Origin of the sequence: Streptomyces sp. NPDC002055 (genome assembly GCF_040296705.1) — a bacterium.
Lineage (GTDB): Bacteria > Actinomycetota > Actinomycetes > Streptomycetales > Streptomycetaceae > Streptomyces.
In genome coordinates this window covers 72,665-97,012 of sequence record NZ_JBEOXS010000029.1, presented here as the reverse complement: position 1 = coordinate 97,012, position 24,348 = coordinate 72,665, and the positions used below count along the sequence as shown (strand labels likewise).

23 protein-coding genes are annotated in these 24,348 nt (G+C 74.0%); 5 read left to right on the top strand and 18 right to left on the bottom strand.

Features of this window, described 5'->3' with window-relative positions:
* Positions 1 to 329: 329 nt before the first annotated feature.
* Positions 330 to 1,028, top strand: a complete 699-nt coding sequence (locus ABT112_RS19710) for an ester cyclase (protein WP_351511250.1) — start codon at positions 330 to 332, stop codon at positions 1,026 to 1,028.
* A 67-nt stretch (positions 1,029 to 1,095) separates the two neighbouring features.
* Here the strand turns inward: ABT112_RS19710 and groL are convergent, their stop codons facing one another.
* The 3 genes from groL to ABT112_RS19695 form a co-directional block, all read right to left on the bottom strand.
* A complete protein-coding gene (gene groL / locus ABT112_RS19705) occupies positions 1,096 to 2,718 on the bottom strand; it encodes a chaperonin GroEL (RefSeq protein ID WP_351511248.1) in 1,623 nt (540 codons plus the stop codon).
* A 91-nt stretch (positions 2,719 to 2,809) separates the two neighbouring features.
* Positions 2,810 to 3,118, bottom strand: coding sequence for a co-chaperone GroES (gene groES / locus ABT112_RS19700; RefSeq protein ID WP_329175511.1), 309 nt, complete (start codon positions 3,116 to 3,118; stop codon positions 2,810 to 2,812).
* Between the two features lie 409 nt (positions 3,119 to 3,527).
* Positions 3,528 to 4,610, bottom strand: coding sequence for a polysaccharide deacetylase family protein (locus ABT112_RS19695; RefSeq protein ID WP_351511247.1), 1,083 nt, complete (start codon positions 4,608 to 4,610; stop codon positions 3,528 to 3,530).
* Between the two features lie 89 nt (positions 4,611 to 4,699).
* Between ABT112_RS19695 and ABT112_RS19690 the strand changes: the two genes are divergently transcribed.
* On the top strand, positions 4,700 to 5,875 hold the full coding sequence (locus ABT112_RS19690; protein WP_351511245.1) for a THUMP-like domain-containing protein: 1,176 nt from the start codon (positions 4,700 to 4,702) through the stop codon (positions 5,873 to 5,875).
* 63 nt (positions 5,876 to 5,938) lie between these two features.
* Here ABT112_RS19690 and ABT112_RS19685 read toward each other — a convergent pair whose 3' ends face one another.
* From ABT112_RS19685 to tsaB, 4 genes are read right to left on the bottom strand one after another with little or no spacing between them, the layout of a single operon-like run.
* Positions 5,939 to 6,217, bottom strand: coding sequence for a hypothetical protein (locus ABT112_RS19685; RefSeq protein ID WP_351511243.1), 279 nt, complete (start codon positions 6,215 to 6,217; stop codon positions 5,939 to 5,941).
* A gap of 10 nt (positions 6,218 to 6,227) precedes the next feature.
* Positions 6,228 to 7,379 carry a tRNA (adenosine(37)-N6)-threonylcarbamoyltransferase complex transferase subunit TsaD gene (gene tsaD, locus ABT112_RS19680; RefSeq protein WP_351511241.1) on the bottom strand — a complete coding sequence of 384 codons (1,152 nt, stop codon included), beginning with the start codon at positions 7,377 to 7,379 and terminating at the stop codon, positions 6,228 to 6,230.
* On the bottom strand, positions 7,372 to 7,995 hold the full coding sequence (gene rimI, locus ABT112_RS19675) for a ribosomal protein S18-alanine N-acetyltransferase (RefSeq protein WP_351511254.1): 624 nt from the start codon (positions 7,993 to 7,995) through the stop codon (positions 7,372 to 7,374). Before rimI ends, tsaD begins: the two co-directional genes overlap by 8 nt.
* Before the next feature lie 53 nt (positions 7,996 to 8,048).
* Positions 8,049 to 8,717 (bottom strand): tRNA (adenosine(37)-N6)-threonylcarbamoyltransferase complex dimerization subunit type 1 TsaB, encoded by a 669-nt coding sequence (gene tsaB, locus ABT112_RS19670; RefSeq protein WP_351511239.1) that lies wholly within the window; start codon positions 8,715 to 8,717, stop codon positions 8,049 to 8,051.
* A gap of 350 nt (positions 8,718 to 9,067) precedes the next feature.
* Here tsaB and ABT112_RS19665 point away from each other — a divergent pair, with 350 nt between their 5' ends.
* On the top strand, positions 9,068 to 9,634 hold the full coding sequence (locus ABT112_RS19665; RefSeq protein ID WP_351511237.1) for a hypothetical protein: 567 nt from the start codon (positions 9,068 to 9,070) through the stop codon (positions 9,632 to 9,634).
* 293 nt (positions 9,635 to 9,927) lie between these two features.
* Here ABT112_RS19665 and ABT112_RS19660 read toward each other — a convergent pair whose 3' ends face one another.
* The 11 genes from ABT112_RS19660 to ABT112_RS19610 all read right to left on the bottom strand — a co-directional run bounded on the left by ABT112_RS19660 (position 9,928) and on the right by ABT112_RS19610 (position 22,082).
* Positions 9,928 to 10,158, bottom strand: coding sequence for a hypothetical protein (locus tag ABT112_RS19660; protein ID WP_351511235.1), 231 nt, complete (start codon positions 10,156 to 10,158; stop codon positions 9,928 to 9,930).
* 416 nt (positions 10,159 to 10,574) lie between these two features.
* Positions 10,575 to 11,114, bottom strand: a complete 540-nt coding sequence (tsaE, locus tag ABT112_RS19655) for a tRNA (adenosine(37)-N6)-threonylcarbamoyltransferase complex ATPase subunit type 1 TsaE (RefSeq protein ID WP_351511233.1) — start codon at positions 11,112 to 11,114, stop codon at positions 10,575 to 10,577.
* A gap of 268 nt (positions 11,115 to 11,382) precedes the next feature.
* Positions 11,383 to 12,582: an alpha/beta fold hydrolase gene (locus tag ABT112_RS19650; protein ID WP_351511231.1), complete on the bottom strand. Its 1,200-nt coding sequence runs from the start codon at positions 12,580 to 12,582 to the stop codon at positions 11,383 to 11,385.
* Between the two features lie 123 nt (positions 12,583 to 12,705).
* Entirely contained in the window at positions 12,706 to 13,884 is a 1,179-nt protein-coding gene (alr, locus tag ABT112_RS19645; RefSeq protein WP_351511230.1) for an alanine racemase, read from the bottom strand.
* A 215-nt stretch (positions 13,885 to 14,099) separates the two neighbouring features.
* Positions 14,100 to 15,233 carry a L,D-transpeptidase gene (locus ABT112_RS19640; RefSeq protein ID WP_351511228.1) on the bottom strand — a complete coding sequence of 378 codons (1,134 nt, stop codon included), beginning with the start codon at positions 15,231 to 15,233 and terminating at the stop codon, positions 14,100 to 14,102.
* Positions 15,234 to 15,620: 387 nt separating this feature from the next.
* A complete protein-coding gene (locus tag ABT112_RS19635) occupies positions 15,621 to 17,075 on the bottom strand; it encodes an NAD(P)H-hydrate dehydratase (RefSeq protein ID WP_351511226.1) in 1,455 nt (484 codons plus the stop codon).
* Positions 17,076 to 17,271: 196 nt separating this feature from the next.
* Positions 17,272 to 17,640: a holo-ACP synthase gene (locus ABT112_RS19630; protein ID WP_351511224.1), complete on the bottom strand. Its 369-nt coding sequence runs from the start codon at positions 17,638 to 17,640 to the stop codon at positions 17,272 to 17,274.
* A gap of 211 nt (positions 17,641 to 17,851) precedes the next feature.
* Positions 17,852 to 19,699, bottom strand: a complete 1,848-nt coding sequence (gene glmS, locus ABT112_RS19625) for a glutamine--fructose-6-phosphate transaminase (isomerizing) (protein ID WP_351511222.1) — start codon at positions 19,697 to 19,699, stop codon at positions 17,852 to 17,854.
* Positions 19,700 to 19,855: 156 nt separating this feature from the next.
* On the bottom strand, positions 19,856 to 20,158 hold the full coding sequence (locus tag ABT112_RS19620; RefSeq protein WP_351511220.1) for a hypothetical protein: 303 nt from the start codon (positions 20,156 to 20,158) through the stop codon (positions 19,856 to 19,858).
* Between the two features lie 125 nt (positions 20,159 to 20,283).
* A complete protein-coding gene (locus ABT112_RS19615; RefSeq protein WP_351511218.1) occupies positions 20,284 to 21,093 on the bottom strand; it encodes an ABC transporter permease in 810 nt (269 codons plus the stop codon).
* Positions 21,090 to 22,082 (bottom strand): ATP-binding cassette domain-containing protein, encoded by a 993-nt coding sequence (locus tag ABT112_RS19610; protein ID WP_351511216.1) that lies wholly within the window; start codon positions 22,080 to 22,082, stop codon positions 21,090 to 21,092. Before ABT112_RS19610 ends, ABT112_RS19615 begins: the two co-directional genes overlap by 4 nt.
* 162 nt (positions 22,083 to 22,244) lie before the next feature.
* On the opposite strand from ABT112_RS19610, the gene coaA reads away from it, so the two are divergent.
* Together coaA and ABT112_RS19600 are read left to right on the top strand one after the other, a co-directional pair.
* Complete coding sequence (gene coaA, locus ABT112_RS19605) at positions 22,245 to 23,243, top strand: type I pantothenate kinase (RefSeq protein ID WP_351511214.1); 999 nt, start codon at positions 22,245 to 22,247, stop codon at positions 23,241 to 23,243.
* 133 nt (positions 23,244 to 23,376) lie between these two features.
* Complete coding sequence (locus ABT112_RS19600; RefSeq protein WP_351511212.1) at positions 23,377 to 24,321, top strand: DUF389 domain-containing protein; 945 nt, start codon at positions 23,377 to 23,379, stop codon at positions 24,319 to 24,321.
* Positions 24,322 to 24,348: the final 27 nt, after the last annotated feature.

Here is a 24,348-nt window from a genome sequence, read left to right as displayed (position 1 = left end):
GGGGGGGTGGGGGGGGGTCCGGGGCCCGCGGGGGTGGGGGGTTCCGGAACGTATATTTACGGCCCGGGGGGCCACAAATACACGGAAGCTTCCGGAACCCCCCACCCCTGCGGCCCCGCCACCCTCACGTCTCGCGCGCGGCTGATCCCCTTCGGCGCCTGGGGACCTCGGCAATCGCTGCCCAGAGGGTGGGCGGGACCCGTCGGGCTCGCTTCTCTTGGCGGCCCGCCGTCGCCCCGGTGTCGCCGGTGGGTGCGGGTGATCGGGTTTCCGGTGTTTGGGCGTTTCGTCACTAAAATGGAGTAATTGCCCGAGCTCTGGGAGGCGTCATGACTTTCGTGCAGATCATCGACTGCAAGACGGACAAGATCGACGACATGAACCGGCTCATGGACACCTGGGCCGAGCGGACGCGGGGGAAGCGGACCGCTACGCATGCGGTTGTGGGGCGGGACCGGGCCGACGGGGAGCACGTCGTCGAGATCATCGAGTTCCCGTCGTACGAAGAGGCGATGCGGAACTCGGGCCTGCCGGAGACGGAGCAGATCTTCCAGCAGATGGTGGCGCTCTGCGACGGCGCCCCGACCTTCACCGACCTCGATGTCGTACGGGACGAGGCGCTCAACAAGGACACGGCGCGGAGGTTCTTCGAGGAGGTGGCCGTGGGGGGCCGGCTCGATCTCGTGGACGAGCTGTTCGCCCCGGACCTGATCGACCACGACATCTCGAAGGACGTGGAGTCCACGGTCGGGGCCGATGTCATCCGGCAGGACGTCGCGGGCTGGCGGAGCGCGTTCGCCTTCGACTTCACGCTCGACAGCATGCTGGCCGAGGGCGACGAGGTGGCGACCCGGTGGACCTGGCAGGGCACGCACCGCGGCGACTTCATGGGCATCTCCGCCACCGGCAAGGACGTCACGATGACCGGCACCACCGTGTTCCGGTTCCGCGACGGACGGATTCAGGAAGCCTGGTGGCACTACGACCTGCTGCGGCTGCTCCGGCAGCTGGACGGCGTGCCGATGTGACCGCAGAAGGGCCCCTGTCCCCCGCCGAGCGGCGGGGGACAGGGGCCCTTCGTGGTACCTCGCGAGGTCAGTGCGCGTGGCCGTGGCCGTGGCCGGCGTCGCCCTCTTCCTCTTCCTTCTTCTCGACCACGAGCGTCTCGGTGGTGAGGAGCAGGGAGGCGATGGAAGCGGCGTTCTCCAGCGCGGAGCGGGTGACCTTGACCGGGTCGATGACGCCGGCCTTCACCAGGTCGCCGTACTCGCCGGTCGCGGCGTTGAAGCCGTGGCCCTTCTCGAGCTCGGCCACCTTGGAGGTGATGACGTAGCCCTCGAGGCCGGCGTTCTCCGCGATCCAGCGCAGCGGCTCGACGACGGCGCGGCGGACGACGGCGACACCGGTGGCCTCGTCGCCCTCCTTGCCCAGGCTGCCCTCGAGCACCTTGGCGGCGTGGACCAGAGCGGAGCCACCACCGGAGACGATGCCCTCCTCGACCGCGGCGCGGGTCGCGGAGATGGCGTCCTCCAGACGGTGCTTCTTCTCCTTGAGCTCGACCTCGGTCGCGGCGCCGACCTTGATGACGCAGACGCCGCCGGCGAGCTTCGCGAGGCGCTCCTGGAGCTTCTCGCGGTCCCAGTCGGAGTCGGTGGCGTCGATCTCGGCCTTGATCTGGGAGACGCGGCCCTGCACGTCCTCCGCCTTGCCGGCACCGTCGACGATCGTGGTGTCGTCCTTGGTGATGGTCACGCGGCGGGCGGAGCCGAGCACGTCCAGGCCGACCTGGTCGAGCTTGAGGCCGACCTCCTCGGCGACGACGGTGCCGCCGGTGAGGGTGGCGATGTCGCCCAGCATGGCCTTGCGGCGGTCGCCGAAGCCCGGGGCCTTCACCGCGACGGCGTTGAAGGTGCCGCGGATCTTGTTGACCACGAGGGTGGAGAGCGCCTCGCCGTCGACGTCCTCGGCGATGATCAGCATCGGCTTGGAGCCGCCGGCCTGGATGACCTTCTCCAGCAGCGGCAGCAGGTCCTGGATCGAGGAGATCTTGCCCTGGTGGATCAGGATGTACGGGTCGTCGAGGACGGCCTCCATACGCTCCTGGTCGGTGACGAAGTACGGGGACAGGTAGCCCTTGTCGAAGGCCATGCCCTCGGTGAAGTCGAGCTCCAGGCCGAAGGTGTTGGACTCCTCGACGGTGATGACACCGTCCTTGCCGACCTTGTCCATCGCCTCGGCGATGAGCTCGCCGACCTGCTTGTCCTGGGCGGACAGACCGGCGACGGCCGCGATGTCGGACTTCTCGTCGATCGGGCGCGCGATGGCGAGCAGGTCGTCCGAGACGGCCTTGACCGCGGCGTCGATGCCCTTCTTCAGGGCGGCCGGGGAGGCGCCGGCGGCGACGTTGCGCAGGCCCTCGCGGACCAGCGCCTGGGCCAGCACGGTCGCGGTGGTGGTGCCGTCACCCGCGATGTCGTTGGTCTTGGTCGCCACCTCCTTGACGAGCTGGGCGCCGAGGTTCTCGTACGGGTCCTCGACCTCGACCTCGCGGGCGATGGTCACACCGTCGTTGGTGATGGTCGGCGCGCCGAACTTCTTGTCGATGACGACGTTGCGGCCCTTGGGGCCGATCGTCACCTTCACGGTGTCGGCAAGCTTGTTGACGCCACGCTCGAGGGCGCGACGGGCGTCCTCGTCGAACTTCAGGATCTTCGCCATGGTTGCGTTCGTCCTCTCAACGAACTGCGCCCCGGACGCCCGGTTGTTCAGACACGGGTTCCGGGGCGCAGATCAAAAAACAGTGGGTGAATTACTTCTCGACGATCGCGAGAACATCGCGAGCCGAGAGGACGAGGTACTCCTCGCCGCTGTACTTCACCTCGGTGCCGCCGTACTTGCTGTACAGCACGACGTCGCCTACGGACACGTCGAGCGGAAGGCGCTTGCCGTCCTCGAAGCGGCCCGGGCCCACGGCCAGGACGACGCCCTCCTGGGGCTTCTCCTTGGCAGTGTCCGGAATGACCAGGCCGGAAGCCGTGGTCTGCTCGGCGTCCAGCGGCTGGACCACAATGCGGTCCTCGAGCGGCTTGATGGCAACCTTGGTGCTGGCGGTCGTCACGATCCGACCTCCCCCTTCGGAGAGCTCACGGGGTTAACTGTCTGAGGTGGCGACCTGGTAGATCCGTCGTCGCGGGTGCCGGACCTGCCCGTCGCTGTGTAGCTGGCACTCCGTAGTGGAGAGTGCCAAAGCTGAGACTATGACGGCGTTAGCACTCAGTCAACTAGAGTGCCAACGAACCTCCGGGTGCCCCACGCGCACAGACGGGCCCAGCGGGGTCCTCTCTCGCCGGCCCGGCCTTCTGCCGGCCTGCTTGTTGCTGGTCAGAGCGGTGGGGGCGGCTCTCGGCCGCCTGGCCCGGCGCAGTACCGGGCGTTCGGTTTCCCAGGCGCGGAGCCGGAGTGTCAGGACGGGGCGGCGCACCCCGGCGTCCGGCCGGCGTTCGCGCCGCGGCCCGCCGCCGCGCCCCTCAGATGTAGTCCTCCAGCCTGGCCACCGCGAAGCCCTGTGCGGTGGCGGTGCGCAGCACTTCGCGGACCATGTCGGCCATGGTCCCGCCCCATTCCCCGCGGCCGCGGAAGTGCGTGAGGATGATGTCGCCCGGGTGCAGCCGGCCCCGGGTGTCGGCGAAGTCGATGCGGTCGGCGAACGCCTCCTGCGTCCAGAGCGGCACGCTGCGGACGCCGCAGGACTTGGCGGCGAGCAGCGTCTCCCGGTCGTAGTTGCCGTACGGCGGGCGGAACAGCCGCGGCCGTACGCCGAACTCCCGTTCCAGGTTCCGCTGCTGGCGGCAGATCTCCCTGTACTGGTCCTCGAAGGACAGCTCCGTCAGGTCGGGGTGGGTGAGCGTGTGGTTGTGCAGGGAGACGCCGAGCCGCTGGAGCTTCCGGAAGTAGCCGTAGTCGTCGCGCACGACGTAGTCGCTGAGGAAGGCGCTCACCGGCACGTCCAGTTCGCGCAGCATCCGGAGCAGCTCCGGGTCCTTGTGGCCGCCGTCGTCGATGGTGAGGAAGACGACGCGGTCGGAGGTGGGCACGCGGGTGAACACCGGGGGCAGGCCGGACCCCATCGACAGGGAGCGCGGCGTGGCCGGCCGCGCCTTGCGGACGGGCGGGGCGGGCGCGGCGACCGGCGGGCGGAGCAGGCCCCAGCGCTGGGCGGCGCGCAGCCGGACGGACCGGGCGTTCAGCCTGCTCTCGGCGTAGATCGCCAGGTCACGGGGGAGGCCCGGGGCCGCCGCGGGGGCCGGGCGCCCGGCGGTGCGCGGGACCGGACGGCGGTCGGCGGAGGGCGGCGGGCCGGGGTGTCCCGTGCCGCGCGAGGCTGCTTCGGGGCCGTGTGCGGCGGCTTGGGGACCGTGTGCGGCGGCGGGTCCGGCGCCCGGGGCCGACCGTCCCGGTCCGGGGTCGGGTCCGGGCAGCGGTGCGGTGCGATCGGGAGGCTGTGCGCAGGCTCCGCCGACCACACCGATCAGGAGCAGGACCGCGGCACAGGTGGTGGACCGGAATCGACGCTCATGAGTGTTTTTTTCATTTTGTCGTACTAGTTGCATGGCGCCGCATCCTGCCAGGGAGTCGGCCCCGCGGCGGCGCGACAGACCGTGGTGCCCGGACGGTCCCCCGCTTGGCCCACAATTGACCAGTGAACGCCCTCGACTCCTTCGCCGCCCTGCTCACCGACGAGGGCCGGGCGCTCCTCGCCGACCTGCGCGACTACGACCCCGCCCAGGAACTGGCGACCGCGACCCGGCTGCGCCGCGACCACCCCGCCGACCTGGTGTCCGCGGCGCTGGGGCAGGCCCGGCTGCGGCAGCGGGCGGCGGCGAAGTTCGGCGCCGAGGACGCGGCCGTCATGTTCTTCACCCCCAACGGCGTGGAGCAGGCCACCCGCACCTCCGTCGCCCGGTACCGGGCCGAGCGGTTCGCGGCGCTCGGCGTCCGGCGGCTGGCCGACCTCTGCTGCGGCATCGGGGGCGACGCCATCGCCCTCGCGCGGGCGGGCGTGGAGGTCCTCGCCGTCGACCGGGACCCGCTGACCTGCGCGGTGGCCCGGGCCAACGCCGAGGCGCTGGGCCTCGCGGACCGGATCGAGGTGCGCTGCGCGGACGTCACGGAGGTGGACACCTCCGGGTACGACGCGGTCTTCGCCGACCCGGCCCGGCGGGGCGGCCGGGGACGGATCTTCGACCCGGAGGCCTACTCCCCGCCGCTGTCCTGGGCGGTCGGTGCCGCCCGCAGCGCCCCGTACGCCGCCCTGAAGATCGCCCCGGGTGTCCCGCACGACGCGGTGCCCGACGACGCGGAGGCCGAGTGGATCTCGGACGGCGGCGAGGTGAAGGAGGCGGTGTTCTGGTTCGGCACCGCGCCGGGCGCCCGGCGCGCCACGCTGCTCCCGGGCCCGCACACCCTCACCGGAGCCGGGCTGCCGGACCCGGCGCCGGGTCCGGTCGGGCGCTGGCTGTACGAACCGGACGGGGCGGTGATCCGCGCCCATCTGGTGGCGGACGCGGCGGCCGGGGTGGACGGGCGGCTGATCGATCCGACCATCGCCTATGTGACGGCGGACGGACTCCACCCGACCCCGTGGGCCACCGCGTACGAGATCACCGACGCGCTGCCCTTCAACCTCAAGAAGCTGAAGGCGCTGCTGCGGGAGCGCGAGGTGGGGAAGCTGACGGTGAAGAAGCGCGGTTCGGCCGTCGAGCCGGAGGAGCTGCGCCGGAAGGTCAAACCGCAGGGGCCGAACGCGGCCACGGTGTTCCTCACCCGCGCGGCCGGAGCGCCGACGATGCTGATCGGGCGGCCGGCGCGAGGCTGAGGGGCATTCGCGCTCACCGGGCAAGGCCCCCCGAGCGCCGGGGGACGATTCGCGGCTCGGCGGCTATCCGGGGGCCTGCGCCGGCGGTTCGTGGTCGAGGGCCTCGAACCGCCAGCGGTGGACCGGCCGGTGCAGCAGGTCCTGCGCGGGGGAGCCGAGTTCGGGGAGGTCCGCCTCGTACGGGGCATCCCACCAGGTGATGACCAGGACCCGGTCGCCGGGGGCGCCGAAGGTCTCGCGCCGCAGCGGCGGACCGGCGAGCTCCTGGGCGCGGGCCCACGCCAGCAGTTCCGGGCCGCGGCCCTCGGCGGCCCGGGCCTCCCACATCAGCGCGACCGTCATGCGTGCACCGTCATGAGTACAGGTTGTCCTTGCTCAGCTCGTGGAAGTGGTCGTGGTCGTGCCCGTGCCCGTGGCTGTTGCCGTCGTGGCCGTCGTGCGGGTGGTCGTGGTCGTGGTTCCCGGCGGGCACATGGGGCTCCGTCACCGGGAGCGAGGAGTCCGCGGACAGGTCCCAGGCCGACGCCGCCCGCCCGCGCGCCACCATCTCCGCGCCGAGCGCCGCGACCATCGCCCCGTTGTCCGTGCACAGCTTCGGCCGCGGCACCCGCAGCACGATCCCGGCGTCCTCGCAGCGGCGTTCGGCCAGGGCGCGCAGCCGCGAGTTGGCCGCCACCCCGCCGCCGATCATCAGGTGGTCGACGCCGTTGTCCTTGCAGGCCCGCACCGCCTTGCGGGTCAGCACGTCGACCACGGCCTCCTGGAAGGACGCCGAGACGTCCGCCACCGGCACCTCCTCGCCCGCGGCGCGCTTCGCCTCGATCCAGCGGGCGACGGCGGTCTTGAGGCCGGAGAAGGAGAAGTCGTAGGCCGCGTCCCGGGGGCCGGTGAGCCCGCGGGGGAAGTTGATCGCCGCCGGGTCGCCCTCGCGCGCGTACCGGTCGATGACCGGGCCGCCGGGGAAGCCGAGGTTCAGCACCCGGGCCACCTTGTCGAACGCCTCGCCCGCCGCGTCGTCGATGGTCGAGCCGAGCGGACGGACGTCGCCGGTGATGTCCGGGGCCAGCAGCAGCGAGGAGTGGCCGCCGGACACCAGGAGCGCCATCGTCGGCTCCGGCAGCGGCCCGTGTTCCAGCTGGTCGACGCAGATGTGCGAGGCGAGGTGGTTGACGCCGTAGAGCGGCTTGCCGAGGGCGTAGGCGTACGCCTTGGCCGCCGAGACCCCCACCAGCAGCGCGCCCGCGAGGCCGGGTCCGGCGGTGACCGCGATGCCGTCGAGGTCGCTCGCCGCCACCCCGGCGTCCTTCAGCGCGCGCCGGATGGTCGGAACCATGGCCTCCAGGTGGGCCCGGCTGGCGACCTCCGGCACGACGCCGCCGAAGCGGGCGTGCTCGTCGACGCTGGACGCGACGGCGTCGGCGAGCAGGGTGTGCCCGCGGACGATGCCGACGCCGGTCTCGTCGCAGGAGGTCTCGATTCCGAGGACAAGCGGCTCGTCAGCCATCGTGGGTCGTTCCTTGTTCGTGTGCGGCAGGGTCGTCTGCGGCGGGGCCGTCTGGGGTGGGGCCGTCAGCGGTGGGGGCGGTGTCGTGGGCGGCGGGCGCGGCCACCGCCGCGGCCGCGTCGTGCGCGTGACGGGCGTCGTGCGCGGCGAGGTCGGGGACGGCGGCGGCGCCGTCGGCCGTCTGGGAGCGGCGCATGACCAGGGCGTCCACATTGCCCGGCTGGTAGTAGCCGCGGCGCAGGCCGATGGGCTCGAAGCCGAAGCGCTCGTAGAGCCGCTGGGCCCGGGCGTTGTCGACCCGCACCTCCAGCAGCACCTCGTGGCACTCGAAGGCGGTGGCGCCGGAGAGCAGGTCGGTGAGGAGACGGGCGCCGAGGCCCGTGCCCCAGTGTTCGCGCGCGGCGGCGATGGTCTGGATGTCACCGGTGCCGTCGACGGCGGACAGCCCGCCGTAGCCGACGACCCGGCCGTTCTCCTCGGCGACCACATAGCGGCGGGTGGCGGACGGCCCGCGGGCGTGCGCGAGTTCGGACCAGAACAGCCCCCGCGACCAGGCGTCGTCGGGGAAGAGTTCGCGTTCGAGTTCCAGCACCGGCTCGACGTCCCACCAGCGCATCTCGCGCAGGGTCACGGCGCCGGGGGCTTCCGCGGTCGGGTCGGTCGCTTCGGTCACTGCGGGGTGACCACCTTGTAGTTGGCGGGCACCTGGGCGTCCGGGCGGCGCAGGTAGAGCGGCCGGTCCGGGAGGAAGTCCGCGCCGGAGGCGAGCCGTTCGGCGGCGAGCGCGGCCAGCGCGGCCGCGGACTGGTACTCGGGCATCCCCGCGGGCACGCGGGTGAACACCTCGGGGTAGAGCAGCGCGCCCGCGCCGACGGCCGGGTCCCCGGCGATCTGCTCGGCGATGTCGGCGGGCCGGTCGACGGCGGGTTCGGTCTCCCGGGTGCGGGGATCGGCGTACCGGGCCCAGTAGACCTCCTTGCGCCGGGCGTCCGTGGCCACGGTGAAGGGGCCGTCGAGGCCGGCCTGCCCGGCGGCGTACGCGATGCCGTCGAGCGTGCACAGCCCGTGGACGGGCGCGCCGGTCGCGGCGCCGAAGGCGGCGGCGGTCACCAGGCCGACCCGCAGCCCGGTGTAGGGGCCCGGACCGACCCCCACGACGATGCCGGTCACCGCGTCGATCTTCGTCCCGGCGGCGCGCAGCACCCGGTCGACGGACGGCAGCAGCAGCTCCCCGTGCCTCCGGGCGTCGACCTGGTGGGACTCGGCGAGGACGCGGTCCCCGTCGTACAGGGCGACCGTGACGGCGGGGGTGGCGGTGTCAAGAGCGAGCAGCAGCACGGGTACAGCCTACGGCGCGTTCCGCGGCCCCCGGTGCGGTCCGGCCACGGTCCGGCCGGCGGGGGCCGGCGGGGAGCGGCGGATTCCCGGGCGGGGGATGCGTTCCGCGGGGGCTTTCGGCGGGGTGCTTGCGGCGGGGGCTTCCGGGCGGGGTGCTTGCGGGCGGGGTGCTTCCCCGGGGGGCTTCCGGGCGGGCGGGACGGCGGATCCCCAGGGGCGTGGCGTGCGGCGGCCGGTGCTCGTGGCGGCGGTGCGGTTGCACGCCCGGGCGCGCAGGTGTACGGGCGCGCGGTGCTACGGTCGGGCCGGTAACGCGGGCAGACCGACGGACCGGACGAGAGGCGGCAGGCGTGGCACGGAGCAATTCGGGGGCGATCGTGACCGCTCTCACGGCCGCGGCCCTCGCCGCGGTCGGCTTCCTCGCCTACCAGGCGTCCGCCGGCGCCCCCGCCGTCGCGGCCAAGCCGCGCCCCTCGGCCTCCGCCGGTGAGCACCACCGGCCGGAGAAGCCCGGCGGTACGGGGAGGACGTCGCGGCACGCGATCCCGGAGAACTCCGGCACCGGTCTCCGCGTGGTCTACGCGCTGGGCGAGAAGCGGGTCTGGCTGGTGGGGGCGGACGGCCGGGCCGCCCGCAGCTACCGGGTCACCCCGAGCAAGGTCAGCCCCGCGCCCGGCCAGTACACGGTCACCGGCCGCTCCGCGTTGATCCCCGGCTCCGACGGGGTCCCCGTCGAGAACGTCGTCCGGTTCGCCTCGGTGGACGGAGTCGTGGTCGGGTTCAGCGCGGCCGTCGACGGCTCGAAGCCCGACCCGGTCTCGCAGAAGAAGACCGGCGGCATCCGCGAGGAGCGGGCGGACGGCAAGGCGATGTGGGCGTTCGCGGCCATCGGCACCAAGGTCGTCGTGGTCGCCTGAGGACGGGTGCGGGCGCCCGAGGCGTCCTGATCGCTTGAGCCCATGTGCGGATCTCGCACCCGGGCCGCCGGTCCACCCGAAAGGGGTACCCGGCAACCGTCGGGGATTCCGTCGCGGCTGCCGCGGCGAACGGTGAGCGGGTGCCGGCCCGGCACCGGAAGAGGCCCCGGCGAAGCGCCGGTCGTCGTCCGCGGAACGCGCTCCGGACGGACCGCTGCGCGACTGCGCGGCGTCCCGGCGGGCTCGCCGCCCCGACACGGGGCTCGGACGTCCGCCTGATGTCCGGCTCCGCGCTACGCGGCGTCCCGGCGGCCCGCTCCCCCGCGAGCGCGAGTGCCCGCGTCCGGCTCGCCCTCGGCCTCGGGCGGGGTGGAGACCGCGCTGGCCGCCGCGCAGGCCGCCAGCAGCTGGCTCATCGAGGGCGACACGGCGGGCGGGGCGGCCGGCGAAGGCGACCGCGGAGGCGACTGCTCGTCGCGCCGGGCGGGGCTCGGCGCGTCGGCAGCGGGCTCATGGCGCGGCATGGATGCCTCCCGGGGCTCCTGGTACAGGCTAGGTTAGGTAGACCTAACCACGTCTCTGCCTCCATGTGACCATGCCCGGTACCGCGCGCGCAACATCTTCCCGACGTCTTGTCGGAACGCACATCAGGGAAACGGCCCGCTCCGGTCCGGGCCGGAACCGGCAGGTCGGGCAGCCGGTACCGGCCGACGGCAGCACCGGCCGACGGCAGCGCTCAGTACGGGGCGGTGAGCGGCAGGCGGTGGTGGGGGTGGCCGGCGGTGGTGGGGGTGGCCGGCGGAAGCGGGCGCGGTGAGGGGACCTTCCGGAAACGGCCCCGTCCGGGCCCGGGGTGCGTTCAGGGCGCCGGAGCCGGGGCCGCGCGGTGAAGAAGGCCGCGCCGGCCGCCGTCGGCGAAGCCGTGCGGGCGGGGTCCGGGTCAGCCGGCCAGCGGGGAGAGGTCGGCGGCGGCCCAGCGCGGCCCCACGCCCGTGACGACGACCTCCCGCTCGTCGTTCTCGACCGTCTCGTCGCCCTCGGTCCGGCCGATGACCACGTGCAGACGGTCGTCCGAGAGGTCCTCGACCTTTCCGTCGCCCCACTCCACGACCACCACGGAGTCGGGCAGTGAGACGTCGAGGTCCAGGTCCTCCATCTCGTCGAGACCGCCGCCCAGCCGGTACGCGTCGACGTGCACCAGCGCGGGGCCGCCGCTCAGCGACGGGTGCACCCGGGCGATGACGAACGTCGGTGACGTGACCGCGCCGCGCACCCCCATGCCCTCGCCGAGCCCGCGGGTCAGCGTCGTCTTGCCCGCGCCCAGCTGTCCGGTCAGCAGCACCAGGTCACCGGGGCGCAGCAGTTTCGCCAGCCGGCGCCCCAGCTCCTGCATCTGCTCCGGGCTGTGGACGGTCAGCCGCGCGGTGGCGGCGGGGGCACCGGACGGTGCCACGGCGTGCGGGTCGTACGGGGCGTTCATACCGGCCGATGGTACGGGGCGGGAGGGCCTTCCCGGGCCGCTGCGCCGCAAGGAACGGGCCCCGCGGCGTCCCCGGCGGCTCGCGAACCGGTATCTGCTGGGTCCGGGACCGCGCGGACCGGGACCACAGGGGCCGGGGACCACTGGGGCCGGGGACCTCGGAGGCCGGCACCGCGGGAGGCCGGGCCGGCCGGAGCGGCCGCCGGGCCCGACCGGCAGCCGGGTCCGCAGAGGCCGGCAGGACAGGACGCCGGGCCGGGGTCTCCCGCTACCCCCGCGCCGAGCGCGGCGCGCGGCCCGCCGGGGCCGTCGCACCCGTCCGGGCCAGCAGTTCGGTCAGCCGTTCCGTCACGGTCTCCGGATGCTCCAGCATCACCAGATGGCCCGCGTCGGGGACGAGCACCAGCTCGGCCGCCGGGAGCCGTTCGGCGATCGCCTCGCTGTGCGAGCTGGGGGTGACCAGGTCGCCCCGGCCCGCCAGCACCAGGACCGGCAGGTCCCGGAAGGCCACCAGCGCCTCGGCCTTGTCGTGCTCGTCGAAGGCCGGGTAGAACTCCGCGACCACGTCGATCGGCGTGGACTCGATCATCCGCTCCGCGAACCGCGCCACGGCCGGGTCGACGTCCCGGGAGCTGAACGAGTACCGCTTGATCAGCCCGGCGAAGAGGTCCGCGGTCGCCCGCCGGCCCCGCTCGACCAGGTCCACCTGGGAGCCCAGGGCCCGCAGCATGCCGGGCAGGATGCGGCGCACCACGTTCACCCCGGCGACCGGCAGCCCGTAGTTGACCTCGCCGAGCCTCCCGGACGAGGTGCCGACGAGCGCCACCCCCACCACCCGGTCGCGTATGTACTCCGGGAAGTGGTGGGCCAGGGCCATCACCGTCATGCCGCCCATCGAGTGCCCCACCAGGACCACGGGCCCCTCGGGCGCCGCCGCGTCGAGCACCGCCCGCAGGTCGCGGCCGAGCTGGTCGATGCTGACGGGGACGCCGTCGGCCTGCGCCAGCCCGCGGGCGGAGCGGCCGTGGCTGCGCTGGTCCCAGTGGACCGTGCGGACCACCCCGCGCAGCGCGGCCCGCTGGAAGTGCCAGGCGTCCTGGTTCAGGCAGTAGCCGTGGCAGAAGACGACGGTCACCGGGGCCGGTCTGCGGCGCCCGAACCGGCGGCGCCTGCGCGGCGCTTCCTGCTCCGGCTCGACCTCGTCGACCTCGTAGTACAGCTCGGTGCCGTCGTCTGCGACGGTGCGCCCGGGGGTGCCCCGGAGGCTGCCGTACGGGCCGGTGGCGTCCAGCGCGAGGCGCGCCTTCCGGCGTATGCCCCGGCCGACGGTGAGCCGTTCGACGGCGACACCGGCGGCCGCCCCGGCCGCGATCACCCCGATCGCCGCGCCCGCCAGGCCGGCCCGGCGCCAGCCACCGGCCGCGGACGTGACCGCACGTCCCATGTCCCCCGCCCCGCTTTCGCCCATGGTGGTGCCGCTCCTCGTCGCTGTCCGTCCCCGTCGTGCGTGTGCAGCCGGGCCGTCGGGCCCGGCGTCCGTCGTTCGCCCCGGGCCGCGCTCGCGGCGCCGGCCCGGTCCGGACGACCGACCCTAGTGCGCGTCCTCGTGGACGTGGACGCGTGGCACCCGCGCTCCGATCCGGGTGACGATCTCGTACCCGATGGTGCCCGCCGCACGCGCCCAGTCCTCCACGGTGGGCTCCCCCCGGTCCCCCGGGCCGAACAGCACCGCCTCGTCGCCCACCTGGACCGTGTCGCCGCCGAGGTCGACGACGAACTGGTCCATCGCGACCCGGCCCGCGACCGTCCGCCACTTGCCGCCGACCAGCACGGGCCCGGTGCCCGAGGCGTGCCGCGGGATGCCGTCCGCGTAGCCGACCGGCACCAGGGCCAGCGTCGTCTCGCCGGGTGTGACGTAGTGGTGGCCGTAACTGACGCCGTGTCCCGAGGGCACCTGCTTGACCAGGGCGACGTCCGCGGAGAGCGTCATCACCTGGCGCAGGCCGAAGTCCGACGGCAGGCCGATCTCCGGGCTGGGCGAGACGCCGTAGACGGCGATCCCGGCGCGCACCAGGTCGAAGTGGGACTCGGGGAGGGTCAGGGTGGCGGGCGAGTTGGCCATGTGCCGGACCTCGGGCTTCAGCCCGGCCCGCCCGGCCTCGGCCAACGCCTCGTGGAAAACGCTCAGTTGGGCCGCGATCGACGGGTGTCCCGGCTCGTCGGCGCACGCGAAGTGCGACCAGACGCCGGCCACCACGACGGTGCCCTCGGCCTCGGCGGCGCGGGCGGCGGCGGTCAGTTCCGGCCAGGCGGCGGGCGGGCAGCCGTTGCGGCCCAGCCCGGTGTCGATCTTGAGATGCACCCGGGCGGTGCGGCCGCACGCCCGCGCGGCGTCCGTCACCTCGCGCAGCGCCCACATCCCGCTCACCGACACGTCGACATCGGCCTCGATCGCGGCGCGCCACGGCCCCCCGGGCGTCCACAGCCAGCACAGCAGCCGGCCGGTGTCCCCCGCCGCGCGCAGCGCCAGCGCCTCTTCGGGCGTCGCCGTCCCCAGCCAGGCCGCTCCGGCCCGGCGGGCGGCGCGGGCGCAGGGCACCGCGCCGTGGCCGTAGGCATCCGACTTGACCACGGCCATGAGGTCGGCGCGCGGCGCGCAGGCGCGCAGGGCACGCACGTTGGCGCGCAGCGCGGCCAGGTCGACCACCGCCCGGGCGCGCATCGGAGTGGGGGGAAGTCCGGTCGGCTCCCCGCCTGCTGGTGCAGTCATCGGGGACAGTCTCTCACCGGGCGCCCGGCCGGCGCCGGTCTCGTCCGAGTTCATCCGGAAAGTCAGATGTCGGGGCGGTGTGGTCGGGTCCGGCACGGCGGTGGATCGGATAGCGGGGCGGTGTGGGTCAGGTCCGGCACAGCGGTCGGTCGGATAGCGGGGCGGTGTGGGTCGGGTCCGGCACAGCGGTCGGTCGGATAGCGGGCGGCGTCCGGTCAGGTGCCCGGCCGGCGGCCCCAGGAGAAGACGCGGTCGTCCAGCCGGAGCGCGTCCCACATCCGTTCGGCGTCCCCGTACCGGAGGTTGACGCAGCCGAACGAGCCCTCGTCCGGGTCGTAGATGTTCCCGTAGACCCCGTGGAAGGCCTGCCCGCCGTTGAAGAACTGCGCGAAGGGCATCGGGGAGTGGTAGATCGAGGAGACGTGGTCCTTGTTCCGCCAGTAGACGCGGTTCCAGCCGACGCGGGTGGGGTAGCCGGGCTTGCCGCTGCGGATCGCCACCGGCCCGAACACGACCTTCGTGCCCTCCTGCACCCACATCAGCTGGCGGGGCAGATCGACACAGGCGACCCGATCGGCGACCTCGGGGCAGTCGCCCGCGGCGTTCGGATCGGGCACGGCCCGCAGCAGCCGGATGTGGCCGTAGCTGCTGGGACCGGCGAACCCGATGGCGGGGGTGATGTTCTCCTTCGTCTGCCAGTCGCGGATCGCCTCGCAGTCCTCCTTGGACTGCCGTCCGTCGACGGGCAGCTGAAGGAAGTCCTCGATCTCGCGCTGGTACGGGCCGACGGCGTGGGTGCAGCGCAGGGGGCCGGCGGCCTCGTCGCCGGGCTGGACCTCGTCCGGCGGCACGAACTCCACGACGGGCTCGTCGGCGGGGGGCGGTGCGTACGGGCCCGGGGCGCGGGGGTCCGGGTGGCGCTGCGGGGCCGTTCCGGGGCCGGGGTCCTTGCGGGTGTCCGGGGCTTCGCGGGTGTCCGGGGCGTCGTGGGTGTCCGGTGTGTTGTGGGTGTCCGGTGTGTTGTGGGTGTCCGGTGTGTTGTGGGCATCCGGGGCGTCGTGGGTGTCCGGGGCGGGGGAGGTCTCGGCGGTGCCCGGTGTGCTCTGCGGGATCTGCGGTGGCAGCGCCTGGTCGGGGGTGTCCACGTGCCGCTCGTGGGGGCCGGGCGGAATGCCGGGGACGAGCTGGTCCAGCGGCACGGCGACGGCCCCCTTGCCGTCCGGCGGCTGCGGGTCCCCGTCGTCCGCCATCGCCGCCGTGGTGACCGTCAGCGGCATCAGGACCGCGATGGCGACCGCCGCCGCGGCGGGCCGCCCTCTCCACTTCACCGTCTTGACCGGTGGACGCATTCCGTTCCTCTCCACGGCGGCGGGACTCACGGCCCACGCGGGGCGGGGAGGCTCGCCACAGAACGATCCGGACGGAATTACCGGTCCCGCCGAGCACGCCCCGACCCACCGCCCCGGGCCGGACACCACCCCGATGCCACGCGATTTCCGCCCGTGAGGCGCAGTGGAGGCGAGTGCCGGACGACCGGCCCGGGGGTGACGGGACGAGGCCAGGGGTGACGGGACGACGCCGGGGGTCACCGGGGGTCATGGGACGAGGCCGCGGTGACGGGACGACGGTCACGGCACGACGCCCGGGGTCACGGCACGACGCCGCGGTGACGGGACCACGCCGGGGGTCACGGCACGACGCCCGGGGTCACGGGACCACGCCGCGCCCGGTCCCGCTCAGCGCGTCCGGACGTCGCGCCAGGCCGAGGCGAGGGACTCGGCCACATCGGAGGCGCCCACCGGGCTCCCCTCCCGGCCCGCCGCGTGCCGCCCGGCCAGGCCGTGCAGATACGCGGCCGCCGAGGCCGCCTCGCGGGCCTCCAGCCCGGCCGCGAGCAGCGCTCCGCCCAGCCCGGACAGCACATCGCCGCTGCCCGCCGTGGCCAGCCAGCCGGTACCGGTCGGGTTGACCCGCACCGGGCCGCCCGAGGCGTCGGCGACCAGCGTCGTCGATCCCTTGAGCAGCGCGGTGGCCCCGTACTCCGCGGCGAGCCGGCGCACCGCGGCCAGCCGCGCCGCCTCCACCTCCTCGCGCGCCGTGCCCAGCAGCGCGGCCGCCTCGCCCGCGTGCGGGGTCAGCACGGTCGCCGCCGCGCGGGAGCGGAGCCGTTCCCGGTCCAGCAGCCGCAGTCCGTCGGCGTCCACGAGCACCGGGACGTCGGAGGCGAGCACCTCGTCCAGCGCCTGCCGGGCGCCGGGGGCGTCGCCCAGGCCCGGCCCGACGACCCACGCCTGCACCCGCCCGGCCTTCGCGGGCGGGCCGGCGTGCACCAGTGCCTCGGGGAAGCGGGCGATGACCGCGTCCGCGGCCGGGCCGACGTACCGTACGGCGCCCGCCCCGCCCCGCAGCGCGCCCGCCACCGCGAGGACCGCCGCGCCCGGGTAGCGCGCCGAACCGGCCACCACCCCCACCACGCCGCGCCGGTACTTGTCGCTCTCGGGCGCGGGGACCGGCAGCCGTTCGGCGACGTCCGCGTGCTGCAGCGCCTCCACGTCGGGCGTGGCGGGCAGATACGGGGCGAGGCCGATGTCGATCAGCCGCAGCGCGCCCGTCCGCTCCGCGGCGGGGTCGACGAGCAGGCCGGGCTTGTACGTGCCAAAGGTGACGGTGGCGTCGGCGTGCACCGTCTCGCCCGCGACCTCGCCGGTGTCCGCGTCCACCCCGCTGGGCAGGTCGACGGCGACGACGCCCGCGCGGGCGTCCCGGGCCGCCGCCACCAGCCGGGCGGCCTCCGGGCGCAGCCCGCCGCGCCCGCCGATGCCGACGATGCCGTCGACGACCAGGGCGGCCCGCGCGACGGCGCCCTCCCCCGCCCCGGCGGTGACGGTGCGCCCGCCGGCCCGGCGCAGCGCGGCGAGCCCGCCGGGGTGCGTACGGTCCGGCGAGAGCAGCACGGCCGTGACGCCCGCGCCGCGCGCCGCCAGCCGGGCGCCGGCGTAGAGGGCGTCGCCGCCGTTGTCCCCGCTGCCGACGAGCAGCGCGACGCGCGCCCCCGAGACCCGGCCGAGCAAGTCGGCGCAGGAGGCGGCGAGTCCGGCCGCGGCGCGCTGCATCAGCGCCCCTTCCGGCAGCCGTGCCATCAGCTCGCGCTCGGCGGTCCGTACGGTTTCCACGCTGTACGCAGTCCTCATGGGCCCCAGTCTTCCCAAGACCGGGGCCGGGCGCGCGCGGTCGGGGACGCCGTCACCGATGTCCCGCGCCGCCGTCGTTCACCGCCGGCCGCGCGCGGTCGGGGAAACCCGTCCCCGACATCCCGCACCACCGTCGTTCACCCCCGGCCGCGCGCGGCCGGGGACGCCGCTCCCGACGCACCTCACCGTGGTCGGGTCACCCCTCGGCGATCACCACGGCCGACGCGACGCCCGCGTCGTGGCTCAGCGAGACGTGCCAGCCCCGGACGCCCAGCTGCTCCGCCCGCGCGGCGACCGTGCCCGTCACCCGCAGCCGCGGGCGGCCGCTGTCCTCGGTGATGACCTCCGCGTCCGTCCAGAGCAGCCCGGCCGGCGCGCCGAGCGCCTTCGCCAGGGCCTCCTTCGCGGCGAACCGTGCGGCCAGCGAGGCCGTGCCCCGGCGTTCACCGCTCGGCAGCCACAGCTCCCGGTCGATGAACAGCCGGCCGGCCAGGGCCGGGGTGCGCTCCAGCGCGGCGCCGAACCGGTCGATCTCCGCGACGTCGATCCCCACCCCGATGATCACGACAGCGCTCCGGCCACGAGCGCCGGCCCCCGGCGCCCCGCCGCGGGCCGCACGGCGGAAAGCGCCGTGGGAGGCGCCGGAGCAAGCGCCGGAGCGGTGGTGGCGGTGGGAGCGACTGCGGTGACTGCGGTCGCTGCGGTGCCTGCGGTGCCTGCGGTGGCTGCGGTGGCTGCGGTGGCTGCGGTGGCTGCGGTGGCTGCGGTGGCTGCGGTCACTCGACCGTCACCGACTTGGCGAGGTTCCGCGGCTGGTCGACCTCGTTGCCCCGGGCCGTCGCCAGCTCGCAGGCGAAGACCTGCAGGGGCACCGTCGCCACCAGCGGCTGGAGCAGCGTCGGCGTGGCCGGGATGCGGATCAGGTGGTCGGCGTAGGGGACGACGGTCTCGTCGCCCTCCTCCGCGATCACGATGGTCCGCGCGCCACGGGCCCGGATCTCCTGGATGTTGGAGACGATCTTGTCGTGCAGCACCGAGCGTCCGCGCGGCGACGGCACGACCACCACCACCGGCACGTCCTCCTCGATCAGCGCGATCGGGCCGTGCTTGAGCTCGCCCGCGGCGAAGCCCTCGGCGTGCATGTACGCCAGTTCCTTGAGCTTGAGCGCGCCCTCCAGGGCGACCGGGTAGCCCACGTGACGGCCGAGGAAGAGCACCGTGTTCTTGTCGGAGAGCGTCCGCGCCAGCTCCCGGACCGGCTCCATGGTTCCCAGCACCTCGTCGACCTGGGTGCCGATCGCGGACAGCTCGCGGATCACGGACCGGATCTCGTCGCCCCACTTGGTGCCCCGCACCTGCCCGAGGTAGAGCGCCACCAGGTAGCAGGCGACCAGCTGCGTCAGGAACGCCTTGGTCGACGCGACGGCCACCTCCGGGCCGGCGTGGGTGTAGAGGACGGCGTCCGACTCCCGGGGGATGGTCGAGCCGTTGGTGTTGCAGATGGCGAGGACCTTGGCCCCCTGCTCGCGCGCGTGCCGCAGGGCCATGAGGGTGTCCATGGTCTCGCCGGACTGGGAGATGGCGATGACCAGGGTGCGGGCGTCCAGGATCGGGTCCCGGTAGCGGAATTCGCTGGCCAGCTCCGTCTCGCAGGGGACCCGGGTCCAGTGCTCGATCGCGTACTTCGCGATCATGCCCGCGTGGAAGGCGGTGCCGCACGCCACGATGACGACCTTGTCGATCTCCCGGAGCACCGAGGCCGGGATGCGGACCTCGTCCAGGTGCAGGCTGCCCGCGGCGTCGATCCGGCCCAGCAGCGTGTCGGCGACGGCCTTCGGCTGCTCGGCGATCTCCTTGAGCATGAAGTAGTCGTAGCCGCCCTTCTCGGCGGCGGAGGCGTCCCAGTCCACGTGGTAGGCGCGGACGTCGGCCGGCGCGCCGTCGAAGTCGGTGACCGTCACCCCGTCCCGGCGCAGTTCGACGACCTGGTCCTGGCCGAGTTCGAGGGCCTCCCGGGTGTGTGCGATGAACGCGGCGACGTCCGAGGCGAGGAACGCCTCGCCGTCCCCGACGCCGACCACCAGCGGGGAGTTGCGGCGCGCGCCGACCACCACGTCCGGAGCGTCCGCGTGCACCGCGACCAGGGTGAACGCGCCGTCGAGCCGGCGGCACACCAGACGCATGGCCTCCGCCAGGTCGTTGCACGAGGAGAAGGACTCGGCCAGCAGGTGCGCCACCACCTCGGTGTCCGTCTCGGACTCCAGGGTGTGTCCCCGCTCGGCCAGTTCGGCGCGCAGCGCGGCGAAGTTCTCGATGATGCCGTTGTGGACGACCGAGACCCGGCCGGAGTTGTCCAGGTGCGGGTGGGCGTTGACGTCATTGGGCGCGCCGTGGGTGGCCCAGCGGGTGTGCCCGATGCCGGTGCCGCCGCTCGGCAGCGGCCGGGCCGCCAACTCCTTCTCCAGGTTGGCGAGCTTGCCCGCCTTCTTGGCCGCCGCGAGTCCGCCGTCGGCGAGGACGGCGACCCCGGCCGAGTCGTACCCCCGGTACTCCAGGCGCTTCAGTCCGGCGATGACGACGTCGAGGGCGGACTGCCCTCCCACATACCCAACGATTCCGCACATGCGGGCAGCCTACGTGCCCGTCCCGGACGCCACCGATCCGCGCCCCGCCCGGTTGCCGGGCCGCGCCCGGAGCGGGGTGGCGGACCGCGCCCGGCCTCCCGGCCCGTCCGGGGCGGCGGCCTCCGGTGGTCCGGCGCCGGACCACCGGACCCGGCGTCAGCAGCCCCGGTCGATCCGGTCGATGGCCTCCTGCACGAGGTCGAGGTACTCGACCTCCTCGCAGCGCGGCTTGCTGCCCATCTCGTACAGGTCGAGACAGTCGGTCAGCTCCTCGCCGAGGTCCTCGTCCGGCAGGTCGGCGGCCAGTTCGCTGCGCACCCGGCCGGCGAAGTCCTCCCCCGAGTCCCTCGGCCCCGGCACCACCGCCGAACGGGCCCGGCCGCCCCGGCCGCGGCCGTCCCGCGCGGTCCGGCGACCGTCGCCCCCTCGGCCGATGAGATCACGAAGGCGTGCGGACATGACGGTCCTCTCGTGGCACATGGCGATCTACGGCTCGTCCCCCTGACATCCCGGAAGCTAACGCCGAATGCCCGGTACCGATAGACCTCGTACGGGGGACGGCCGGTTGTTCCGATGTGCCCCGATCAGACGCGTGCTCGATAGGCGCGGAGGGCGAGCGGTATGAAGACCGCCGCGATCGCCGCCGCCCACAGCAGCGACCAGAGGACCGGTCCGGCCACCGCGCCACCGGTCAGCAGACCGCGGAAGGCGTCGGACAGATGGGTCACCGGATTGACGTCGACCCAGGCCTGGAGCCAGCCGGGCATGGTGTCGACCTGCACGAACGCGCTGCTGGTGAAGGTGATCGGGAAGATGATGGTGAAGGCGAAGACCTGCACCTTCTCCGGGTCGCCCGCCAGCATGCCGATGAGCACCGCGGCCCACGACACGGCCGCGGCGAACGTCACCAGCAGCAGCGCGGCGGCGAGGAACCCGTCGAGCCCGGTGGTGATCCGGAAGCCCAGCAGCATGCCCAGGCCGATCATCAGCAGCATCGCCCAGAGCTGCTTGGCGAGATCGGCGGCGATCCGGCCGAACAGCGGCGCCGACCGGGCTATCGGCAGACTGCGCAGCCGGTCGAACACCCCCTTGGTGAGGTCGGAGTTCAGCGCCATGGCGGTGTACATGGTCATGAACAGGGTGTTCTGCACGATGATGCCCGCCAGGGCGTACTGCAGGTAGTCCTCGGGCGACCCCGCCATCTGGCCACCGAAGACGAAGGTGAACAGGAAGACGAACATGATCGGCGTGATGCTGAAGTCGACCAGTTCCAGCGGGTTGTGCTTCACGGACACCAGGCTGCGCCAGGCCATGGTGACGATCTGCGCAAGCGCCGCACCGGGGCGCACCCGGCCGCTCTTGGTCAGCGGTGCGGCGACCGTCCCGGCGGTCATGCCGAGCTCGCCACCTTCGCGTAGTCGTCCTCCTCGGACGGCCCGTCGTCCGTCGTCGGCTCGGCCTTGTGGCCGGTGAGCGCCAGGAACACCTCGTCGAGGCTGGAGCGCCGCAGGGTGAGCTCACCCACCGCGATCCCGGCCTGGTCCAGCCGCCGCACGACGGCCGGCATCAGCGCGGGATCCTTGACCGGGGCGGTGATCACCTCGCCCTCGATCTGCGTCTGCGGCCCCGCCGCCTCCACCACGAGGGCGTGCGCCGACGGGAGGTCCTCCGCGGCCACCGGCCGCAGCTGGAGCACCTGGCCGCCGACCGCGGACTTCAGCTCGTCCGGGGTGCCCTCGGCGATCACCTTGCCCTTGTCGATCACCACGATGTCGTCGGCGAGCTGGTCCGCCTCGTTCAGGTACTGGGTGGTGAGCAGCGCCGTGACGCCGTCCGCGACCAGGCCGCGCACCAGCTCCCACAGCTCGATGCGGCTGTGCGGGTCGAGCCCGGTCGTCGGCTCGTCGAGGAACAGAATCTGCGGCCGGCCGACCAGGCTCGCCGCCAGGTCCAGCCGCCGCCGCATCCCGCCGGAGAACGTCTTCGCCGCGCGGCCCGCGGCGTCGCTCAGCTGAAAACGGTCCAGCAGCTCCCCGGCGCGGGCCCGCGCCTCGCTCCGCGGCAGGCCCAGGAGGCGGCCGATCAGCAGCAGATTCTCGGTGCCGGTCAGATTCTCGTCGACCGCGGCGTACTGCCCGGTCAGCCCCACGACGGAGCGGACCAGGCCCGGCTCGCGCAGCACGTCGTGCCCGGCGACCGTCGCGCGGCCGGCGTCCGGGCGGATCAGCGTCGCGAAGATCCGCACCGCGGTCGTCTTGCCCGCCCCGTTGGGGCCCAGCATGCCGAGCACGGTGCCGGAGCGCGCGGCCAGATCCACACCGGCCAGCGCCTGGGTCTCCTTGAAGCGTTTGGCCAGGCCCTCCGCCTGGATCGCGTACGTCATGGGCTTCCCCTCGGCTCCGGTACGGGTGCGTCGGCTTCCACACCTCCCACAACTGTGACGCACACCACTGACATTCCACCCGGCGAGGACCAGCAGGTGACCGGCCGGGCACAGCGTGGCGTGAGCGACGCCACGCCCCGCGCCGTCCGCCGAGCGAACACAATGAAACGTGTGATCACCTCTCCAGCGCGCAGCACCCAGCGTCGGGCCGAGACGAGCCCGTATGTGGACCTCACCCGCGCCGAGTGGAGCGCCCTCCGGGAGCGGACGCCACTGCCCCTCAGCGCGGAGGAGGTGGAACGGCTGCGCGGGCTCGGCGACGTCATCGACCTCGACGAGGTGCGCGACGTCTATCTGCCGCTGTCCCGGCTGCTCAACCTCTACGTGGGCGCCACCAGCAATCTGCGGGGTGCGCTGAACACCTTCCTCGGCGACGCGGGCAACGGCCACGGCTCACAGCCCGGCACCCCGTTCGTGATCGGCGTCGCGGGCAGTGTCGCGGTCGGCAAGTCGACGACGGCCCGGCTCCTCCAGGCGCTGCTGGCGCGCTGGCCCGAGCACCCGCGGGTGGAGCTGGTCACCACCGACGGCTTCCTGCTGCCCAACGCCGAGCTGCACCGGCGCGGGCTGATGTCCCGCAAGGGCTTCCCGGAGTCCTACGACCGCCGCGCCCTGACCCGCTTCGTCGCCGATGTGAAGTCCGGCAAGGACGAGGTGACCGCGCCGGTCTACTCGCACCTGGTCTACGACATCGTGCCCGGCGAGCGGCTGACCGTCCGCCGCCCGGACATCCTCATCGTCGAGGGGCTCAACGTCCTCCAGCCCGCCCTGCCCGGCAAGGACGGCCGCACCCGGCTGGGCCTGGCGGACTTCTTCGACTTCAGCGTCTACGTGGACGCCCGCGCGGAGGACATCGAGCGCTGGTATCTGGGGCGCTTCCGCCAGCTGCGGGAGACGGCGTTCCAGAACCCGTTCTCGTACTTCCGCAAGTACACCCAGGTCTCCGAGGACGAGGCGCTGGACTACGCGCGGCTGATGTGGCGCACCATCAACCGGCCGAACCTGGAGCAGAACGTCGCGCCCACCCGCAGCCGGGCCACGCTCGTGCTGCGCAAGGGGCCGGACCACAAGGTGCAGCGGCTCAGCCTGCGGAAGCTGTAGGGGCGGGCGGGGGCCAAGCGTTCCCGGGGCCGGGCGCCGACGCGGCGCGGGTGCGGCCCCTCCCCCGCTCCACGGCTGACGCGTCCCCCGTCCGAGGCTGACTCGGCGCGGGTGCGGCACGTAGCGTGCCCCCATGCTGCACCTGCGCCTGATCGTCCCCGCCGACCGCACCGACGACGTCGTCGCCCTGCTGGAGCGGACGGTCGGCACCGCCCACCTCGCCGTGCTGACCGGCGCCGCCCGCGACCCCGCCGGGGACATGGTGCTCTGCGATGTGGCCCGGGAGGCCGCGGACGAGCTGCTCGGCGCCCTGCGCGAGCTGGGCATCCACGCGACCGGCTCCATCTCGCTGGAGAACATCGACCTCTCGCTGTCCGAGCGGGCCGACCGGGCGGAGAAGGAGGCGCCCGGCGAGGGCGCGGACGCCGTGCTGTGGGAACACCTGGAGGACGCCACGCACGAGGAGTCCACGCTGTCGGCGACCTATCTGGCCTTCCTCACGGTGGCGACCATGATCGCGGCGTGCGGTGTGGTCCTCGACAACGCCGTCCTCATCGTCGGCGCGATGGCCGTCGGCCCGGAATTCGGGCCGCTCGCCGGGGTCTGCACGGCGGTGGTGCAGCGGGCGCCGCGGCTCGCCTGGCGCTCGCTGGTGGCGCTGCTCCTCGGTTTCGCCGTCGCCATGGTCCTGACCACCGGCTTCAGCCTGCTGATGGACGCGCTCGGGCTGTTCCACTCCTCCGATGTGACGGGCGAGCGCCCGAACACCGACTTCATCTGGCAGCCGGACCCGTTCTCCTTCGTGGTGGCGGTCCTCGCCGGGATGGCCGGGACGCTCTCCCTGACCTCCTCGAAGTCCGGGGCGCTGGTCGGCGTGGCGATCTCCGTGACGACCGTCCCGGCCGCCGCCAACGCCGCCGTGGCGCTGAGCTACGGGGAGTACGCCCAGGCCCGCGGCTCCAGCGAGCAGCTGCTGCTCAACCTGGCGGGCATCGTCCTCGCCGGGACGCTCACCCTGATCGTGCAGAAGGCGCTCTGGGCCCGGCAGCGCCGGCTCACGCCACGGCGGGAGGGCTGAGCGGCGACGGATTCCGGCCATGGTCCG

Bases quoted from the DNA above. Each gene is read 5' to 3' on its own strand.
- ABT112_RS19695 (WP_351511247.1), bottom strand. From the start codon at position 4,610: ATGCAACTAGTACGACAAAATGAAAAAAACACTCATGAGCGTCGATTC.
- ABT112_RS19620 (WP_351511220.1), bottom strand. From the start codon at position 20,158: ATGTCCGCACGCCTTCGTGATCTCATCGGCCGAGGGGGCGACGGTCGC.
- ABT112_RS19615 (WP_351511218.1), bottom strand. From the start codon at position 21,093: ATGACCGCCGGGACGGTCGCCGCACCGCTGACCAAGAGCGGCCGGGTG.
- ABT112_RS19640 (WP_351511228.1), bottom strand. From the start codon at position 15,233: ATGCGTCCACCGGTCAAGACGGTGAAGTGGAGAGGGCGGCCCGCCGCG.
- groL (WP_351511248.1), bottom strand. From the start codon at position 2,718: ATGGCGAAGATCCTGAAGTTCGACGAGGACGCCCGTCGCGCCCTCGAG.
- ABT112_RS19650 (WP_351511231.1), bottom strand. From the start codon at position 12,582: ATGGGCGAAAGCGGGGCGGGGGACATGGGACGTGCGGTCACGTCCGCG.
- tsaD (WP_351511241.1), bottom strand. From the start codon at position 7,379: ATGGCTGACGAGCCGCTTGTCCTCGGAATCGAGACCTCCTGCGACGAG.
- rimI (WP_351511254.1), bottom strand. From the start codon at position 7,995: ATGCGCTGGTGGGACGTCGAGCCGGTGCTGGAACTCGAACGCGAACTC.
- ABT112_RS19610 (WP_351511216.1), bottom strand. From the start codon at position 22,082: ATGACGTACGCGATCCAGGCGGAGGGCCTGGCCAAACGCTTCAAGGAG.
- glmS (WP_351511222.1), bottom strand. From the start codon at position 19,699: ATGTGCGGAATCGTTGGGTATGTGGGAGGGCAGTCCGCCCTCGACGTC.
- ABT112_RS19635 (WP_351511226.1), bottom strand. From the start codon at position 17,075: ATGAGGACTGCGTACAGCGTGGAAACCGTACGGACCGCCGAGCGCGAG.
- tsaE (WP_351511233.1), bottom strand. From the start codon at position 11,114: ATGAACGCCCCGTACGACCCGCACGCCGTGGCACCGTCCGGTGCCCCC.
- alr (WP_351511230.1), bottom strand. From the start codon at position 13,884: ATGACTGCACCAGCAGGCGGGGAGCCGACCGGACTTCCCCCCACTCCG.
- ABT112_RS19600 (WP_351511212.1), top strand. From the start codon at position 23,377: ATGCTGCACCTGCGCCTGATCGTCCCCGCCGACCGCACCGACGACGTC.
- ABT112_RS19685 (WP_351511243.1), bottom strand. From the start codon at position 6,217: ATGACGGTCGCGCTGATGTGGGAGGCCCGGGCCGCCGAGGGCCGCGGC.
- ABT112_RS19660 (WP_351511235.1), bottom strand. From the start codon at position 10,158: ATGCCGCGCCATGAGCCCGCTGCCGACGCGCCGAGCCCCGCCCGGCGC.
- ABT112_RS19710 (WP_351511250.1), top strand. From the start codon at position 330: ATGACTTTCGTGCAGATCATCGACTGCAAGACGGACAAGATCGACGAC.
- coaA (WP_351511214.1), top strand. From the start codon at position 22,245: ATGAAACGTGTGATCACCTCTCCAGCGCGCAGCACCCAGCGTCGGGCC.